Here is an 18001-nt window from a genome sequence, read left to right as displayed (position 1 = left end):
TACCTCAACGGGGGTGGTGTCTGACCGCTGTTGTGCGTATCGACGGGCCAAGCGGGTAATTCGCCGGCAGCCAGGCCGGACGGACGGACCTTGCCTGCCCGCCGGTGAACCGCATAGGGGGTGCGTGGTCCGCGGGAGAGGCGTCGCCTCACCGAGGTCCCGCCGGGGCGGCTCTCCCGCCGCGGCATCATGCCCACCGACGCGCCATGACCGCCTACCTGTCCTGAAGCCCCCACGTCGTTAGGAGAGCCCGGACACGCAACGACCCGCATGATCGCGTGATTGTGTGATCGCGTCGTCCCGGTTTCCACGCCGACCGCTGACACAGGAGGAGGCAGGGTGCATATTCCCTTCTCGTCGTCGCCGCGCACCAGCCTGGGTATCGAGTGGGAGCTGGAGCTGGTCGACCTCCGGACTCGCCAGCTACGCGGCGCCTCGACCGAGATCCTCGAGGAGCTCGCGGCCAAGGTCGGCGACGAGGATGCGGCCAAAGCCAAGCACGAGCTCTTTGAGTCGACGATCGAGGTCATCACGGGCGTCTGCGATTCGGTGCCGCAGGCGCTCGCCGATCTGACCGGAACGATCGACGTGCTGCGCGGTCTCGCGGAAAGGCGCGGAATCGGGTTGATGTGCAGTGGTACGCACCCGATCAGCGAGTACAGCACGCAGGAAATCAGTGAGAATGAGCGTTATCACCGCCTTGTCGACCAGATGCAGTGGCTGTCCCGCCGGCTGCTGATCTTCGGTGTGCATGTTCACGTCGGCGTCCGCTCCAAGGAGAAGGCGTTCCCGATCGTCAACGCGCTTATGAGCTACATCCCGCACTTCCTGGCGCTGTCGGCGTCGTCGCCGTTCTGGCTTGGGCGGGACACCGGACTTGCCTCCAGCCGGTCGAAGGTCTTCGAGAGCCTGCCGACGGCCGGGCTGCCCTACCAACTGTCGGACTGGGCACAGTTCGAGCGGTTCATGGAGACTCTCGTCGCTTCTGGCACGATCGAGACGATCCGCGAGGTGTGGTGGGACATCCGCCCGCATCCGAACTTCGGCACCGTCGAGCTGCGGATCTGCGACGGGCTGCCGACGCTGCGGGAGGTGGGCGCGGTCGCCGCGCTGGCCCAGTGCCTCGTCGACCGGATGAACAGCCAGCTCGATCGCGGCTACACGCTCCCGGTGCCGCGCCGCTGGGTCGTCCAGGAGAACAAGTGGCGGGCCGCCCGCTACGGGCTGGACGCGGAGATCCTGGTGGACGACCGCGGCACCACCCGTCCGGTGCGCACGGAGCTGGCCGACCTGGTCGACGACCTGCTGCCAGTCGCCCGCCGCCTCGGCTGCTCCGCCGAGCTGGAGGCGGTGCCGGAAATCCTGACGATCGGAGCGAGTTACCAGCGGCAGCGCGCCGCCGCCCGGCGGGCCGGCGGCGATCTCAGCCAGGTCGTCGATACTCTGCTAGAGGAGATGAACATCGGCCGTCCACTGCGGCTGGACAGGTCGGCTGGCTGACCTTCGGGCAGTTCCTGGCGAGTGCGCCGGTGTTTGTTCAACGGACAAGCCGGTGCAGCCGGGGGAAGGTCTATTTCGGGATGTCGGACAACGTGAGTGCGATGCCGGTGGCGCCCGCCGACGCGATGTCGGTGGACGCGCCGTCGGGGGACGCGGAACCCGCCGACTCGGCGGCGACGACCGCGCGGGCGGCCTGGCCGGCGGGCGCGCGGGGAGAACGCGCCGCGGACGTCACCGGATTCGTCCGGGACTGGTTCGCCCGGCACGAGGACGAGCTCATCGCCTTCCGCCGCGACCTGCACATGCATCCCGAACTCGGCCGCCAGGAGCACCGGACAGCCGGGCTGATCACCGAGCGGCTCGCCGCGGCGGGCCTGGCGCCCCAGCGGCTTTCCGACATCCCGGGCATCTGGTGCGACATCGCCACCGGCGGCCCGGGCGACGCGACCCGGACCTCTCCCGACGAGGGCCCGGTCGTGATGCTGCGCGCCGACATGGACGCGCTGCCGCTGCAGGACGCCAAGGACGTTCCCTACGCGTCCATCATCCCCGGCGTCTGCCACGCCTGCGGGCACGACGTCCACACGACCGTCGTGCTCGGGGCGGGCCTGGCGCTCGCCGAGTACGCCCGGTCCCACCCGCTGGCGGGCACCGTGCGGCTGCTGTTCCAGCCGGCCGAGGAGACGATGCCGGGCGGCGCCCTGGAGGTCATCGACGCGGGCATCCTCAAACCGGTCGACGCGGCGCTCACCGTGCACTGCGACCCGGCCCTCGACGTCGGCACCGTCGGGCTGCGGCCCGGCCCGATCACGTCGGCGGCCGACCTGGTGGAGATCATGCTGGCCGGCCCCGGCGGCCACACCTCGCGCCCGCAGAACACCGTCGACCTGGTCTACGCCATCGGTGCACTGATCACCCAGCTGCCGGCGGCGCTGAACCGGCGGATCGACCCCCGGTCCGGGCTCGCGCTGGTCTGGGGCCAGGTGCAGGCCGGCTCGGTGGCGAACGCCATCCCGCGCGCCGGGCAGCTGCGCGGCACCGTGCGGACCCTGTCCCGCGACACCTGGGAGACGGCCCCCGAGCTGGTCGAGGAGCTCGCCCACCAGATCGCCGCGCCGTTCGGCGCGGACATCGTCGTGGACTACCGCCGGGGCGTGCCCCCGGTCGTGAACACCGCCGACATGGTCGACGTCCTCGACGCCGCCGTGACCGAGACGTTCGGCCACGAGGCGGCCACGACCGTCGCCCAGTCGCTCGGCGGCGAGGACTTCGGCTGGTACCTCACCTACGTCCCCGGCGCCCTGGCGAGGCTCGGCACCCGCACCCCGGGCGGCCCGACCTACGACCTGCACCAGGGCGACTACGCCGTCGACGAGCGCGCGATCGGCGTCGGGGTCCGCCTCCTGGCCGGCGCCGCCGTCGAGGCCTTCACCCGGTTGGCCCGCTAGCGGCGGGGCCGGTGGCGAGGCGGCCGGCCAGGGCCAGCTCGTCGGTGCGCAGGCCGACCGGACCGGAGCGCAGCAGCGTCCAGTGGCTCGGTCCATCCGGGCCGACGAGCTCACCGACGGTGAGGGCGCCGTCGATCAGACGCTGTACCTCGGCACGCTCAGTGGGCGGGCTGGCGGCCACCACCCGGACCGTGAGCTCCTCGCCGTCCCGCTCGTCGACGCTGGTGTGGTGCGGCCAGCGGCACGGGCCGTCGTGCTCCCAGTGACCGCACAGGGCCGCTGTCACGGCGCCGCCGGGAGCCCGCTCGTCAGCGCCAGGCGCCAGCCGCAGCTGGGCCTCGTACGCGAAGCCAGCCCGGCCGCCGACGCCGCCGACGTCCACAGTCCGCCTGTCCGTCATGCGGCCATCATCACACCGCTCGCGGCGCTGTCAGAGAGTGTCGTCGAAGGCCGCGAAGAGGTCCTCGGAGCGCATCATCCGGGCGACCTCGGTGATCGAGCCGGACAGCGACGGGTAGATCGAGAAGGTGTTCGCCAGCTGCTCCGCGGTCAGGCCGTTGGAGACGGCGAGCGAGATCGACAGGATCAGCTCGGACGCCCGCGGCGCGACCACGACCCCGCCGAGCACACTGCCGCTGCCCGGCCGGCAGAACAGCTTCACGAACCCGTCGGCGATGCCGAGCATCTTCGCCCGCGGGTTGCGCGCCAGCGGCAGCGTGACGACCTCCGCCGCGATCGTGCCCGAATCCTTCATGCGCTGGGTGACACCGACGGTGGCGATCTCCGGGTCGGTGAAGATGTTGGACGACACGGTGCCGAGCCGCAGCGGTGTCACCGCCTCGCCGAGCGCGTGCCGCATGGCGATCCGGCCCTGCATGGCGGCGACCGAGGCCAGCGGCAGCACGCCGGTGCAGTCGCCCGCCGCGTACACCCCGGGCACCGAGGTGCGCGACATCCGGTCGACGACCACATGCCCTCCGGAACCGAGCCGCACCCCGACCTCGGTCAGCCCGATGTTCTTGGTCCGAGGTACCGATCCGACCGCCATCAGCGCATGCGAACCGGTCACCGTGCGGCCGTCCGTCAGCTCGACGAGCACGCCGTCGCCGATCCTGCGGACGGAGGCGGCCCGGGAGCGGTTCAGCACCTCGATGCCGCGGCGGCGGAACACGTCCTCGATGACCATGGCGGCGTCCGGGTCCTCGCCGGGCAGCACCCGCTCCCGGGACGAGACCAGCGTCACCGCCGCGCCGAGCGCTCGATAGGCGCTGGCGAACTCGGCGCCGGTGACGCCGGAACCGACGACGATGAGGTGCTCGGGAATCTCCGGGAGCTCGTAGAGCTGCTGCCAGGTCAGGATCCGCTCGCCGTCGGGCTCGGCCGTCGGCAGGATGCGCGGGGCCGCGCCGGTGGTGATGAGAACCACGTCGCCGACGAAGCTGTCACCGGTGTCCGTCTCGACCGCCGTGGGCCCGACGAGGCGGCCCTTCGCGTGGACGACCTCCACCTTCTCGCGCCGCAGGCGGGCCTCGATGTCGCGTGACTGCGCCTGCGCCAGCTCGATCACCCGGCTGTTGACGCGCTTCGCCTCGAACGTGAGGACCTCGGGCGGGGTGAGATGCGGCCCCTCGCCCTCCCAGCTGGCGGGCCGGGGGGTCGGCATTCCCTTGCGGGAAAGGCCGAGCGCCGGCGCCCCCGCGACGGACGTCATGGTCTCCGACGTGGCGATCAGGGTCTTGGACGGCACACAGTCCGTGAGTACGCAGGCACCGCCCACCCCGTCCGAGTCGACCAGCGTGACGGTGGCCCCCAGCGACGCCGCGACGAGGGCCGCCTCATATCCGCCGGGCCCCCCGCCGAGGATGACGATCCGGCTCACGGTCCCCTCCTTGCCACTTCTGGTCCCTGCCACGGTTCCTGCCCTGTCGAGTCTCGTACCGCCGCGACCGCTCGCCGCGCCCGGCACCGAGCGGCCGCCCGGCGGCCGTGGGTATCGCCGGCTGGTAGGCCGGCCCACCCAGTAGTCCATCCTGCCTGCCGCCGCGACCGCACCCACCACCGAGCCCCGCCGGGTGGCCTCCGGCTACAACGTCCAGACCGCGCCGGCCCGTCCCGGCGCGAAACCGTCGAGGAGCGGGCGACGAACGCTTGGCGCGCGGATGACGACCGCTCGGCGCCGACGCCGAGCGCTCGGTGAGCGGACCGCGAGCGCTCGGCGAGCGGAGCGTGAGCGGACTCGCCAGGTTCTCGACCGGCCCATTCCCCGGCATGGCCATGATTAGCCGGTGTGGCCAGGCTCTACGGAAAGGCCCGTGTGATCAAGGGGGCCATCGGTCGCATAATGGCGAGGCGAACCGGCCCCGCCGTCACGCGCGTTTGCGGTGCTCACACCGCGCGCCACCGGCCTTGCACCGGCCCCCGCGCCATCCAGGCTCGGGCCATGGGATGAGAGACGCCGACATGAATCTGTACGCAGCGTATGCCAGCAATCTTGATCCGGCGAAGATGAAGGAGCGTGCTCCGCACTCGCCGGTGACCGGGACCGGCTGGCTCAGCGGCTGGCGGCTCACCTTTGGCGGGGAGAACTTCGGCTGGGACGGCGCGCTCGCGACGATCGTCCCGTACCCGGCGGGACGCGTGTACGTCATGCTCTACGACATCGACCGCTACGACCTGGAGCGGCTCGACGTCTGGGAAGGCGCCGACACCGGGCTCTACACCCGCATCCGAGTACGCCTTTCCACCCTCGACGGCGACGTGCTCGCCTGGACCTACGTCCTGGACGCCTACGAGGGCGGCCTGCCTTCCGCCCGCCACCTGGCCGACATCGCCGACGGCGCCGAGAAGGCCGGCGCCCCCAGCGACTACGTCGCCGACCTGCGCGCCCGTCCCACGGCTTGATCCGGTGGGATCTTCGCCGTCACAGCCCCGAGGACCCCATCGGCCACGCGCCAGGTGACCGGGTCAGGCGTTGATGCCGTCCGGGTCGTCCGGGTCGGCACCGCTGCCGCTGCCGCTGGTACCGGTGCTGTCGGGCTGGCTAGGTTCCCTGGTCGCGGGCGTCGCGTCGATGCGGGCCCTCGCCGGGGCCAGGCCGGCCGGCCGCTCGGGCTCGACGTCCTCGACGTCCTCGACGTCCTCGACGTTCAGCTTGATGACGGGCGGGAAGCCGTGCTGGACGAGCCGGCGGTTGCGGAAGTGGCCGCTCATCCCCAGCCCCAGCCCCCCGGCCGCCACCAGCAGGAAGGCGACCAGCAGCGCCCGGACCCCGACCGGCCCCGGCAGTAGCGCGAAGATGACCGCGAACGGCAGCATCATCAGCACCGGCCGCAGCGCCTGCCGTCGCCGCCACCCCGGACCCGTTAGGTCCCGCGACACCCAGGCGACGTACCGGGCGGGCAGCGCCCCGCCGAACACGTATGCGACCCGTCCCGTCAGCGGCGGGGCCTCGGGTCCGCCGGCTGGTGCCGGTACCGTCGTCGCCGCCGGAGATGGCACCGTTCTGATGGGCTTCTCGGCCTCGGCGGTGCCCGTCCGGGCTTCGTTGCCAACGTTCATACGTCCGAGCCTACGAACCACGGGCGGCACCGGCGCCGCTGGCTGCATCACCCGGCTACGTCGTCGCCCAGGCCAGCGCCGGGTCACCCGCGGCCCGCCGTTCCAACAGGCGGGCCGAGAACGTGAAAGCCCTGGGGACCCTGCCCCCAGCAGAGTCCCCAGGGCTCACCCCCCAGCCGCCGCGAGTGCCCCCTAACACATCCGAAGCGGCATACAAATGCCGACTGTCCTGCGCCGGCTCGTCAAGCCGGAATGCGCCTCAAGCCCGGAATGCTCCCCAAGCCCGGAACATGACGAAGCGGCAGCCGCGGGAGGTGCCCGCGACCGCCGCTCTCGACCGAGGTCGGCCAGTCCTTCGAGGTCGGCTAGTCCTTGATCTCGCAGAGGACGGTGCCGCTGGGGACGACCGCGCCGACAGTGGCCGTGAGGCCGGTGATGGTGCCCGCGCGGTGGGCGGTGATGGGCTGTTCCATCTTCATCGCCTCGAGGACGACGATCAGGTCGCCCTCGGCCACGGTGTCGCCGTCGGCGACCCCTACCTTGACGATCGTGCCCTGCATCGGGCTGGTCAGCGAGTTGCCGCTGGCCGCGCCGGCCTTCTTGCCGCTGGCCTTGCGCTTCGGCGCCGCGCCGCGGGCGGCGCCACCGCCCGCGCCCCCGATGGCGCCGAGGCCGGCCGGGAGCACGACCTCCAGCCGCTTGCCACCGACCTCGACGACGACGGTCTCCCGCGCCGCGGAGTCGGCGGTCTCGTCCTGCGCCCCGCCGGTGAACGCCGGGATGGTGTTGATGAACTCGGTCTCGATCCAGCGGTTGTGGATCGTGAACGGCTCGTCGGCGTCGGCCGGGGCGAACGCCGGGTCGCGTACCACGGCCCGGTGGAACGGCAGCGCCGTCGCCATGCCCTCGACGACCAGCTCGTCGAGTGCGCGGCGGGCCCGCTCCAGGGCCTGCTGGCGGGTCGCGCCGGTGACGATCAGCTTGGCCAGCAGCGAGTCGAACGCCCCGCCGATGACGCTGCCGCTCTCGATGCCGGTGTCGACGCGCACGCCGGGGCCGGTCGGCAGCACCAGGCTGGTGACGGTGCCCGGCGCCGGCAGGAACTTGCGGCCGGGGTCCTCGCCGTTGATCCGGAACTCGATCGCGTGGCCGCGGGCCGGCGGGTCGGTGAAGCCGAGTGCCTCGCCCTCGGCGATGCGGAACTGCTCGCGCACCAGGTCGATGCCGGTCGTCTCCTCGGTCACCGGGTGCTCGACCTGCAACCGGGTGTTGACCTCGAGGAAGCTGATCATCCCGTCCTTGGCGACCAGGAACTCGCAGGTGCCGGCGCCGACGTAGCCGGCCTCCTTGGCGATCTTCTTGGAGGCCTCGTACAGCGACGCGCGCTGGGCGTCGGTGAGGAACGGCGCGGGCGCCTCCTCGACGAGCTTCTGGTAGCGGCGCTGCAGCGAGCAGTCGCGGGTGCCGACGACGACCACGTTGCCGTGCGTGTCGGCGAGGATCTGGGTCTCCACGTGCCGCGGCTGGTCGAGGTAGCGCTCGACGAAGCACTCGCCCCGGCCGAAGGCCGCGACCGCCTCGCGCACCGCGCTGTCGAACAGCTCGGCCAGCTCGTCCCGCGTCCAGGCGACCTTCAGGCCGCGGCCGCCACCGCCGAACGCGGCCTTGATGGCGACCGGCAGGCCGTGCTCGTCGGCGAACGCGATGACCTCGTCGACACCGGCGACGGGGTCGGCGGTGCCGGGCGCGAGCGGGGCGCCGACGGCGAGCGCGATGTGGCGGGCGGCGGTCTTGTCGCCCAGCCGGCGGATCGCGTCCGGCGTCGGGCCGATCCAGGTCAGCCCGGCGGCGATGACGGCCTCGGCGAAGTCGGCGTTCTCGGAGAGGAAGCCGTAGCCGGGATGCACCGCGTCGGCGCCCGACTTCGCGGCGACGTCGAGGATCTTGTCGATGCGCAGGTACGAGTCGCCCGGCGTGGATCCGCCGAGTGCGTACGCCTCATCGGCTACGCGAACGTGCAGGGCGTCGATGTCGGGCTCGGCATACACCGCGACGCTGGCATAGCCAGCGTCCTTGCACGCCCGCGCCACCCGGACGGCGATTTCGCCGCGGTTGGCGATGAGGATCTTGCGCACGTTCCTCCCGTCCTCGTTCGGCCTGCCCGAGTCTAGGGCGACTGAGGCCGCTGAGGTTGCTACTGGAATGTCCCTGCTTGCCCGTTGATCTTGTAACTGCGCCGTGGGCTGACGAGAATCCTGCGTCCTAGCTCCGTCAAAAGCCGTCCTGGCTCCGTCAGAAGCATCGGGTCGCCGGGGCTCGCCGGCCGGCGGCCGAGCCGTCAGTGACGACAATCACCCGGTCCGCAGGCCGCCGAGGATGCCCGCGCGCCGCCAGCCGCCCGCTCCCGGGCCACTCGCGACCCGCAACGCCTGGCTTCGGTCGGCCCACACCGACCGGGGCGCGCGCGGCGCCGGCACCGCCGCCGCGGCGGCGGCGTGCGCCGCGAACACCGCGACGATGGCCGCGACCTCCTCCGGTGTCGCGTCGCCGCGCACCAGTTTCAGCAACGGCCGGCGCGGCTCGGCCGGTTCGTTCTCGGCCACCGGCACCTCCTCGAGATGGTCTATGTGTCACTGTGCGGCTGGCGCTCGGTGCTTCAGGAAGCGCGAAGAAAGATCATTTTCGCACCTCCTGGCCCGCTAGAGCGGGATGTTGCCGTGCTTCTTCGGCGGCAGCGTCTGGCGCTTGTTACGCAGCAGCCGCAGCGCGCGGATCACCTCGCGGCGGGTCACCGACGGCGGGATCACGGCGTCGAGGTAGCCGCGCTCGGCCGCGATGTACGGCGTCGCGAAGTGGTGGTTGTAGTCGGCGATCAGCTCGGTGCGGCGGGCGTCCGGGTTGTCCGACTTGGCCAGCTCGCGGCGGTAGACGATGTTGACGGCGCCGCGGGCGCCCATGACGGCGATCTCGGCGGTCGGCCAGGCGAGGTTGATGTCGGCGCCCAGGTGCTTGGACCCCATGACGTCGTAGGCACCGCCGTAGGCCTTGCGGGTGATGACCGTGACCTTCGGGACGGTCGCCTCCGCGTAGGCGTAGATGAGCTTCGCGCCGCGGCGGATGATGCCGTTCCACTCCTGCGACGTACCCGGCAGGAAGCCCGGGACGTCGACGAACGTCAGCACCGGGATGTTGAACGCGTCGCAGGTGCGCACGAACCGCGCGGCCTTCTCGCTCGCGTCGATGTCGAGGGTGCCGGCGAACTGCATCGGCTGGTTGGCGACGACGCCGACGGACCGGCCGTCGACCCGGCCGAAACCGACGATGAGGTTCATGGCGAACTGCGCGTGCACCTCGAGGAAGTCCCCGTCGTCGAGGATCTTCTCGATCACCTTGTGCATGTCGTACGGGGTGTTCGGCGAGTCGGGGATGAAGGTGTCCAGCTCCGGGTCCACCTCGCCCTCGACGTCGGCGACCTCGTCGTAGATCGGCGCGTCGTCCATGTTGTTCGGCGGCAGGTACGACAGCAGCGCCTTGGCCAGCTCGAAGCACTCGGTCTCGTCCGTGGCCTGGAAGTGGGCGACGCCGCTCTTGCTGTTGTGCGTGTGGGCGCCGCCGAGCTCCTCGAAGCCCACGTCCTCGCCGGTGACCTCCTTGATGACGTCCGGCCCGGTGATGAACATGTGGCTGGTCTTGTCGACCATCAGGGTGAAGTCGGTGATCGCGGGCGAGTACACGGCGCCGCCGGCGCACGGGCCCATGATCAGTGACAGCTGCGGCACGACCCCGGACGCCAGCACGTTGCGATAGAAGATCTCGCCATACAGGCCGAGCGCGACGACGCCCTCCTGGATGCGGGCACCACCCGAGTCGTTGATCCCGATGACCGGGCAGCCGGTCCGCACCGCGAGGTCCATGACCTTGACGATCTTCTCGCCGAAGACCTCGCCGAGGCTGCCGCCGAACACCGTCGCGTCCTGGCTGAAGACGCACACCTGACGGCCGTCGACCGTGCCGTAGCCGGTGACGACGCCGTCGCCGTAGGGCCGGTTCGCCTCGACGCCGAAGTCGTGCGCGCGGTGGCGGACGAACGCGTCGGTCTCGACGAAGGAGCCCGGGTCGAGGAAGGCCGCGATCCGCTCGCGGGCGGTCATCTTGCCCTTGGCGTGCTGCGCGTCGACCGCTCGTTGCGATCCGGCGTGCACGGCGTCGTCGTTCACCCGTTGAAGCTGCGCGAGCTTTCCCGCTGTGGTGTGCGGGTCGGGCGTGGGTTCGGAAGCGGGCGCCGGAAGTGCCATGCGCGGCAGCGTACGGCCAGCGTGGGCGTGGGTGCGAGCAACAGTGCACTCTGTCTCACACCCGCGACTAGGGGTTGTGGTCCCGGTGGGCGAAGGTGGCGCGTGCTGGCAAGCTGTGGTCGTGGCTGACCCCAGAAGCGCGGCATCGGGCGGGCAGGGCCCGTCGGCGGCGAACGAGCCGGCGGTGGAAGGGCCGGCGGTGGCGGACCCGCTGGACGCCGCGGAGCTCGCCCAGGCCGGGCGGCCCGTGGGGCTGCGGGTGGTCGTCCTCGCCGAGACCGGCTCCACCAACGCCGACGTCGCCGCCAGGGCCCGCGCCGGCGAGCCGGCCGGGCTGGTGATCGCCGCCGAGCGGCAGAGCGCCGGGCGGGGTCGGCTCGACCGCTCCTGGGTGTCCCCGCCGGGCTCCGGGCTGACCGTGTCGCTGCTGGCCCGGCCGACGGTGCCGACGGCTCGGCTCGGCTGGGTGCCGATGGTCGTCGGCACGTCGCTGGTCGCGACGCTGCGCTCCCGGTTCGCGGTGCCGGCCTGGCTGAAGTGGCCGAACGACGTCCAGGTCGGTGGGGACAAGCTCGCCGGCATCCTGGTCGAGCTGGTCCGCGCCGCGCCGGGCAAGCCGGACGCGCCGAGGGCGTCGCCGCCGGGACTGGTGATCGGCTTCGGGCTGAACGTGCGCACCACCGCCGCGCAGCTGCCCCCGGGCGGCACCAGCCTGGCCGTGCTGGCCGCCGCCGGTCCCGGCGAGGTGCCGCGGCGGACCGATCTGCTCGCCGCGCTGCTCACGGGCCTCGCGGGCGCCCTGGCCCGGTTCGACGCGGATCCAGAGGCCGCCCGGCCCGGCTACCTCGAGGTGTGCGCGACCCTCGGCCGCGACGTCAGGGTCGAGCTGCCAGGCGGCGAGACGGTCGTGGGCGTCGCCACCGACGTCGACGAGACCGGCAGGCTGGTCGTCGGCGGCCGGGCCTTCAGCGCCGCCGACGTCGTCCACCTCCGGCCGGCTCCCGCCACGCCCTGAGCGGCCCGCTCTGGGGCATCTCGCCCGGATGTAACAGGGAGTGCGACGATCGTCGCGTGGCCTTTCCCGAAGACATCCTGACGGATGACGAAGTGGTGGTGCTCGACCTGCACCCGCACTGGATCCGGCTGGTACGGCCGGTGTTCAGCGCTGTCGTGGTGCTCGGTCTAGCCGTGCTGGCGGTCTTCTTCGCGCCTAACGGCGTACTGCAGAAACCGCTGCAGTACCTGGTGCTGATCGTCGCCGTGGTCCTGCTGGTCTATCTGACCATCGTTCCCTGGGTTCGCTGGGTGACGACGCGCTACGTGATCACCAACGAGCGGGTGCTGCTGCGCACCGGCGTGTTCACCCGATCGGGCCGGGACATCCCGCTGGTCCGGCTCAACGACGTCACGTTCGAGCACACGCTCTTCGAGCGGATGGTCGGCTCGGGCACGCTGACGATCGAGAGCGCGGGAGAACGCGGGCAGGTGGTCCTGACCAGCGTTCCCCACGTCGAGCACGTCCACCTGCGCCTCTACGAGCTCGGCGAAGCCCTCCGCGGCTACTCCGGCGCCTAGCGCGTAGGGCGGTCCTTACGGCGGGCGCTAGGCGCCCCGTCCGGAGATCGAGCGTGCTCAGCGGCGGGCGGGCAGGACAGTGCCGGTGACCTCGCCGAAACCGACGCGGGCGCCGTCCGGGCCCGGGGCGGTGGCGGAGATCGTGACCTGGTCGCCGTCGAGCAGGAAGGTGCGCCGTTCGCCGCCGACCGTGATCGGTTCCGCGCCGTTCCAGGTCAGCTCGAGCAGGCAGGCCCGCTGGTCCTTCTCCGGACCGGACACCGTGCCCGAGGCGAACAGGTCGCCGGTGCGGGCGGACGCGCCGTTCGCCGTCAGGTGGGCCAGCAGCTGGGCGGGGGACCAGTACAGCTCGCGGGCTGCCGGGCGGGAGACCACCTCGCCGTTCCAGCCGACGACCAGGTCGACGTCGAGGCCCCACGGCCGCCAGCCGGGCGCGCGCCCGCGCAGGTACGGCAGCGGCTCGGGAACCTGGGCCGGCAGTGGGACCCGGGCGGCGCGCAGCGCGGTCATCGGCACGACCCACGGCGAGACGGAGGTCGCGAAGCTCTTGCCCTGGTGCGGGCCGAGCGGCCGGGACTCCCAGTCCTGCAGGTCGCGCGCGGACCAGTCGTTGACCAGGACGGCGCCGAAGACGTGTTCGTCGAACTCGTCGACGCCAACCCGGTCGCCCAGGCGGGAGCCAGTGCCGATCACGAACCCGAGCTCGGCCTCGATGTCCAGCCGGAGGCTCGGGCCGTAGCTGGGTGTTTCCGCGCCCGGGAGCCGGCGCTGTCCCTGCGGGCGGACGATGCCGGTTCCGGAGACGACGACCGTGCCGGCCCGGCCGTGGTAGGCGACGGGCAGGTGCTTCCAGTTCGGCATCAGCGGCGGCGCGCCCGGGCGGAAGATCTGGCCGACGTTCGACGCGTGGTGCTCGGAGGCGTAGAAGTCCACGAAGTCGGCGACCTGGAACGGCAGGTGCGTGGAGACCTCGTGGACGGGGTGGCACGCCGCGTCGGGGACGTCGCCGGCGAGAAGGTCCGTGATCCGCCGGCGCGCGGCCAGCCAGCGCGCCGAGCCCTGGGCCAGGAACGGGTTCAGCGTCGGCGCCGCGAACACGTCGTCCTGGCTGTCCTCGCCGTCGGCCCTCCCACCGTTCCCGCCATCCTCGTCGTCACGCGGCCGTTCGCCACTCAGCAGGACGGTGAGGTCGACGACGGTGTCGCCAAGCCGCACGCCCACCCGCGGGGCGGTCCCCGCCGTGGAGAAGACGCCGTACGGCAGGTTGTCCGGGCCGAAGGGCGAACCCGCCGGGACCTCGACCACGCTCACGCCTGGGTTCCTCCGCCTGTCGGATGAATCGTCATCTCGGATCGGTGGTCATCGGGGCCCGATGCCGCCCGGACCGGTCCCGCCGGGCCCGGTCCGGTGGTCGGGGCGCGGCCGGACCAGGTCCAGGCGTAGGCCGGGTCCTCGGCCGCGCGGGCGCCCTCGCCGAGCTGGAGCGGTCGGAACGTGTCGACCATGACGGCGAGCTCGTCGACGAACTGCGCGCCGAGCGCGCGTTCGACGGCGCCGGGCTGCGGGCCGTGGCAGTGCCCGGCCGGGTGCAGGCTGACCGAGCCCTGGCCGATGCCGGCTCCTCGCCGGGCGGCGTAGTCGCCGCCGCAGTAGAACATCACCTCGTCCGAGTCGATGTTGGAGTGGTAGTAGGGCAGCGGCACCGCCAGCGGGTGATAGTCGACCTTGCGGGGCACGAAGTTGCAGATGACGAACCCGTCGCCGGCGAACACCTGGTGGGCCGGCGGCGGCTGGTGCACCCGGCCGGTCAGCGGCTCGAAGTCGGCGATGTTGAACGTGTACGGGTAGACGCAGCCATCCCAGCCGACGACGTCGAACGGATGTGTCGAGTAGACGTACCGGGTGCCGGTGACGGTGTGGGCGCCGCGGTGCCTGACCAGCACCTCGACGTCGTCGCCGTCGGCCAGGAGCGGCTCGGCCGGGCCATGCAGGTCCCGCTCGCAGTACGGCGCGTGTTCGAGCAACTGGCCGCGCGGGGACAGGTAGCGCCGCGGTGGCGCGATGTGCGTGCCCGCCTCGATCACGTAGAGCCGCAACGGCCGGACGGCGCCGGTGGCGGCGTCGGCGGCGTCGGCGGCGTCAGCGGGCACCCAGCGGTGCGTCGTCGACCGGGGCAGCAGCACGTAGTCACCCTGGCGGACGGTCAGCGCTCCGAAGACGGTCTCCACCGTCGCGGCGCCGGACTCGACGTACACGCACTCGTCGCCGGCGGCGTTGCGGTAGAGCGGCGAGGAGGCGCCCGCCACGACGTAGGAGATCCGGACGTCGGCGTTGCCGAGCACCAACCGCCGCCCGGTGACCGGGTTGACGCGCTTCCAGCTCTCTTCCGGGAAGAGGGCGGGAAGGCGCAGATGCCGGGGGAGTAGCGGCCGGTTCTCGGTGAGTGTCTGGTCCGGGGGCTCCCAGGGCGTCGCGTCGACGATCGCCGATGGGACGCCACGGTGGTACAGCAACGACGAGTCCGCCGAGAACCCGTCGGCTCCCATGAGCTCCTCGTAGTAGAGGCCGCCCTCGGGCGAACGGTGCTGAGTGTGCCGCTTGGGCGGGATCGAGCCAACCGCGCGGTAGTGCGCCATGTCCTGGCACCCCTCTCACACGCCTCCGGCGCACCGGTCCGACCTCCGGCTCACCGGGCCGCGAACCCCTAGAAGTTGCCGCGACTGGCCTGTTCGCGTTCGATCGCCTCGAACAGGGCCTGGAAGTTGCCCTTGCCGAACCCGAGCGAGCCGTGCCGCTCGATCAGTTCGAAGAACACCGTCGGTCGGTCTCCAATCGGCCTGGTGAAGATCTGCAGCAGGTAGCCGTCCTCGTCGCGGTCGACGAGGATGCCGCGGGTGCGCAGCTCGTCGATCGGCACCCGCACCTCGCCGATCCGCGCCCGCAGCGCCGGGTCGGTGTAGTACGAGTCGGGCGTGGCCAGGAACCCGACACCCCGCGACCGCAGCACATCGACCGCGCGGACGATGTCGTCGGTCGCCAGCGCCAGGTGCTGGACTCCCGGGCCGCCGTAGAACTCCAGGTACTCGTCGATCTGCGACCGCTTCTGGCCGGCCGCCGGCTCGTTGAGCGGGAACTTCACCCGATGGTCGCCGCTGGCCACCACCTTGCTCATGAGCGCCGAGTACCGCGTCGCGATGTCGTCGCCGACGAACTCGGCGAGGTTCGTGAAGCCCATGACCCGGTTGTAGAACGCGACCCAGTCGTCCATCCGCCCCAGCTCGACGTTGCCGACGACGTGGTCGAGCGCCTGGAACAGCGGCGCCCCGGCCCGCGCAGGCGGAGCCGACGCAGCCGCAGCCGTCGGACCCGTAGCCGTCACGGGCTGGACCGCGAGGTATCCGGGCAGGTACGGGCCGGTGTAGCGGGACCGGTCCACCAGGCTGTGCCGGGTGTCGCCATAGGCCGCGAGGCTGGCCAGGCGCACGGTGCCGTGCTCGTCGCCGACGTCGTGCGGCTCGTCCAGCACCACGGCCCCCTGCTCGCGGGCATGGGCGACGCACCGGTCGACGTCCGGGACCTCCAGCGCGACGTCCAGGACGCCGTCACCGTGGCGGCGATGGTGCTCCAACAGAGGGCTGGCCGGGTCCACGCCACCCGTCAGCACGAACCGCGCCGCCCCCGAACGCAGCACATAGCCGACATGGTCGCGGTTGCCGGTCTCGGGGCCGGTGTAGGCGACCAGCTCCATCCGGTACACCAGCCGGTAGTAGGCGGCCGCCTGGGTGGCGTTCCCGACGACCCAGACCAGCGCGTCCCACCCGGTCACCGGGAACGGGTCGGCGGCCGGGTCGTGCTCCACCAGCCCGACCAGCCGTCGCAGCTGCTCCGGATCCAGGTGGGCGAGCCGTTCCTGTTCGGTGAGGGTCCGCTGAATGCTCATGGGCCGCCTCCTGCACCGTCCGCCCGGGAGCGCCGCCTGGTTCGCCAGGCTCCGCGTCCCGGACTGTCCCGCCGGGCGCTCGCCCACGCCCGTGCGCGCGCTGCCCGACGCCACCGTCCTACGCCCGCAGACCGGGGCCGTCCACTCCGACGCGAGGTATCGGCTGGCTACGGCTTCGTGAAGTCGCGCCACCAGGCGATCAGGCCGGCGGGATCGGCGGAGGCAGCGGACAGGGCCGTCTGGTCGGCGGTGACGGTCCAGAAGACCGCGAAGCGGGCGTCCGGTGTGCCGGGGGCGACCCGATCGCAGAGGAAGGTGCCGAGCTGGCGCGTCGAGCGCCCCCAGGTCTCGGTGCTCGGCTCGCCGGCGGCGCAGCTGCCGACGTCGTTGATGGCGCCGGTGCGCCGGTCGGCGTCGGCCTTCAGGGCCGCGGCGTCGTGGTAGTGACGCGCGATGACCTCGGCCGGGCCGGGCTCCCCGGCGATGACGTTGGTCTGGCACAGGATCGCGGCGTCGACGCCCTGGTCCAGGCTCGACCCCTGGCCGGGCGGCTCGGTGACCCGCTCGGGCGGCGCCGGCACACAGTCGCGCACCCGCAGCGGCCCGAGCGTCGCGGCAAGCGCCCGCTGCGCCGGCGTCAGGTTGTCGGCCGGGGAGCTCGCCGCCGGCGATGGTGCCGCCTGGGTGGTCACCGCGGGCGACGTGCCCGCGGTCGGCGCCGGCCCGTCGCCGCCGGTGGTGAGCACCACGGCGACCGTGATGCCGGCGGCCACCAGCACCGCCCCGCCGGCCGCCAGCGCCGCGACCTGCCCACGCCGCATCGCGGTCCCCCTTCGCCGTGTCCGGACTTCTCCAGGTCCCGTACGCCGCGTGGTGTGCGACGCCCGCCGCGCGCGGATCGTTGCGCCGGGCCGGTCGCCGCCGACGCGGTGGTGAGCCGACGGACCAGTGAGCCCGCCGGTCTCGTCCCTGTGCCGGCAGGGCGGCTCAGGCCGGCCGGGGGAGCTCAGGCCGGCCGAGGAGCGGCGGTGGGGCCGGCGCGGTCCGGGAAGGGCTCGAACGACTCCCACCAGTCGACCAGGGCCCGAGGGTCGGTGTCGTACGCGAGGAAGGAGACGACGTCGGCGTCCGAGCTCCAGAACAGGAAGGCGTGGCCGTCCCGGTGGTGGCAGACGACCGTCCCACCGGCCGGCGTGCCCGGGCCGGTGTCCCAGGAGAAGACCTCGTTCTCGCCGCGCTCGCACCTGCCCTCGCTGGGCACGCCGTTGGCGCGCTGGGTGACGTCGGAACGCAGCGCGTCCGCGTCCCGGTAGGCGTACACCGCCACCTGGCGGCCATCGGGCGTCGCGCAGAACAGCGCCGCCGTCACGCCGACACCGGCGGGGCTGGGGTTGGGCCGGCAGCCCACCATCTCCGCCGGGTCGAGCCGGTCGGCGAGGGCGCGCCGCTCCGACGTCCAGCCGCCGTCCGCGGCCTGCGGCGTGGCGGCGGCCGGTGTGGCCGCGGCGGCCGAAGTCCCTGTGCCGCCCGAGCAGCAGCTTGGCGCCACGGCGACCCAGGCGAGCCCGACGGCCACGAGCAGCATGGCGAGGCTCACCGACACCGCGGTCAGGGCGGGCCGGCGTCGCCAGAACGGCGCCGCGGGGGCCGACGGGTCGACCGCCCCCGGCCAGGCGCCGTACGCC

15 protein-coding genes and 1 pseudogene are annotated in these 18001 nt (G+C 72.5%); 5 read left to right on the top strand and 11 right to left on the bottom strand.

The window, feature by feature from the left end:
- Positions 1-339 precede the first annotated feature (339 nt).
- Both FRCN3DRAFT_RS0201090 and FRCN3DRAFT_RS0201085 read left to right on the top strand, forming a co-directional pair.
- Entirely contained in the window at positions 340-1500 is a 1161-nt protein-coding gene (locus FRCN3DRAFT_RS0201090; protein WP_007518016.1) for a glutamate--cysteine ligase, read from the top strand.
- A gap of 80 nt (positions 1501-1580) precedes the next feature.
- Entirely contained in the window at positions 1581-2948 is a 1368-nt protein-coding gene (locus FRCN3DRAFT_RS0201085; protein ID WP_007518014.1) for an amidohydrolase, read from the top strand.
- Here FRCN3DRAFT_RS0201085 and FRCN3DRAFT_RS42075 read toward each other — a convergent pair.
- Positions 2929-3348, bottom strand: a complete 420-nt coding sequence (locus FRCN3DRAFT_RS42075) for a hypothetical protein (protein ID WP_051466101.1) — start codon at positions 3346-3348, stop codon at positions 2929-2931. The genes FRCN3DRAFT_RS0201085 and FRCN3DRAFT_RS42075 overlap by 20 nt on opposite strands.
- A gap of 30 nt (positions 3349-3378) precedes the next feature.
- Positions 3379-4827, bottom strand: a complete 1449-nt coding sequence (locus FRCN3DRAFT_RS0201075) for an NAD(P)H-quinone dehydrogenase (protein ID WP_007518011.1) — start codon at positions 4825-4827, stop codon at positions 3379-3381.
- A 581-nt stretch (positions 4828-5408) separates the two neighbouring features.
- Between FRCN3DRAFT_RS0201075 and FRCN3DRAFT_RS0201070 the strand changes: the two genes are divergently transcribed.
- A complete protein-coding gene (locus FRCN3DRAFT_RS0201070) occupies positions 5409-5849 on the top strand; it encodes a gamma-glutamylcyclotransferase family protein (RefSeq protein WP_007518010.1) in 441 nt (146 codons plus the stop codon).
- Between the two features lie 63 nt (positions 5850-5912).
- Here FRCN3DRAFT_RS0201070 and FRCN3DRAFT_RS42070 read toward each other — a convergent pair whose 3' ends face one another.
- The 4 genes from FRCN3DRAFT_RS42070 to FRCN3DRAFT_RS0201050 form a co-directional block, all read right to left on the bottom strand.
- On the bottom strand, positions 5913-6506 hold the full coding sequence (locus FRCN3DRAFT_RS42070) for a DUF5313 family protein (protein ID WP_007518008.1): 594 nt from the start codon (positions 6504-6506) through the stop codon (positions 5913-5915).
- 365 nt (positions 6507-6871) lie between these two features.
- Complete coding sequence (locus FRCN3DRAFT_RS0201060) at positions 6872-8641, bottom strand: acetyl/propionyl/methylcrotonyl-CoA carboxylase subunit alpha (RefSeq protein ID WP_007518007.1); 1770 nt, start codon at positions 8639-8641, stop codon at positions 6872-6874.
- Positions 8642-8857: 216 nt separating this feature from the next.
- On the bottom strand, positions 8858-9109 hold the full coding sequence (locus FRCN3DRAFT_RS0201055) for an acyl-CoA carboxylase epsilon subunit (RefSeq protein ID WP_007518006.1): 252 nt from the start codon (positions 9107-9109) through the stop codon (positions 8858-8860).
- Between the two features lie 96 nt (positions 9110-9205).
- Positions 9206-10801: an acyl-CoA carboxylase subunit beta gene (locus FRCN3DRAFT_RS0201050; protein WP_007518004.1), complete on the bottom strand. Its 1596-nt coding sequence runs from the start codon at positions 10799-10801 to the stop codon at positions 9206-9208.
- A 121-nt stretch (positions 10802-10922) separates the two neighbouring features.
- On the opposite strand from FRCN3DRAFT_RS0201050, the gene FRCN3DRAFT_RS0201045 reads away from it, so the two are divergent.
- Positions 10923-11816, top strand: a complete 894-nt coding sequence (locus FRCN3DRAFT_RS0201045; protein ID WP_342435232.1) for a biotin--[acetyl-CoA-carboxylase] ligase — start codon at positions 10923-10925, stop codon at positions 11814-11816.
- A gap of 56 nt (positions 11817-11872) precedes the next feature.
- Entirely contained in the window at positions 11873-12376 is a 504-nt protein-coding gene (locus FRCN3DRAFT_RS0201040; protein ID WP_007518000.1) for a PH domain-containing protein, read from the top strand.
- A 57-nt stretch (positions 12377-12433) separates the two neighbouring features.
- Here FRCN3DRAFT_RS0201040 and fahA read toward each other — a convergent pair whose 3' ends face one another.
- The 5 genes and pseudogenes from fahA to FRCN3DRAFT_RS0201010 all read right to left on the bottom strand — a co-directional run.
- Complete coding sequence (gene fahA, locus FRCN3DRAFT_RS0201035; protein WP_007517998.1) at positions 12434-13687, bottom strand: fumarylacetoacetase; 1254 nt, start codon at positions 13685-13687, stop codon at positions 12434-12436.
- Complete coding sequence (locus FRCN3DRAFT_RS0201030) at positions 13684-15012, bottom strand: homogentisate 1,2-dioxygenase (protein ID WP_007517997.1); 1329 nt, start codon at positions 15010-15012, stop codon at positions 13684-13686. Before FRCN3DRAFT_RS0201030 ends, fahA begins: the two co-directional genes overlap by 4 nt.
- A 68-nt stretch (positions 15013-15080) precedes the next feature.
- A complete protein-coding gene (gene hppD / locus FRCN3DRAFT_RS0201025; protein WP_007517995.1) occupies positions 15081-16316 on the bottom strand; it encodes a 4-hydroxyphenylpyruvate dioxygenase in 1236 nt (411 codons plus the stop codon).
- A 167-nt stretch (positions 16317-16483) separates the two neighbouring features.
- Complete coding sequence (locus FRCN3DRAFT_RS0201020; protein ID WP_007517993.1) at positions 16484-17137, bottom strand: hypothetical protein; 654 nt, start codon at positions 17135-17137, stop codon at positions 16484-16486.
- Between the two features lie 185 nt (positions 17138-17322).
- A pseudogene (locus FRCN3DRAFT_RS0201010) lies at positions 17323-18001 on the bottom strand (hypothetical protein); the annotation flags it as partial.

It is taken from the genome of Pseudofrankia saprophytica, assembly GCF_000235425.2.
Taxonomy (GTDB): domain Bacteria; phylum Actinomycetota; class Actinomycetes; order Frankiales; family Frankiaceae; genus Pseudofrankia; species Pseudofrankia saprophytica.
Note: the sequence above shows the minus strand (reverse complement) of the source record. Positions and strands in the feature narration are given on the sequence as shown.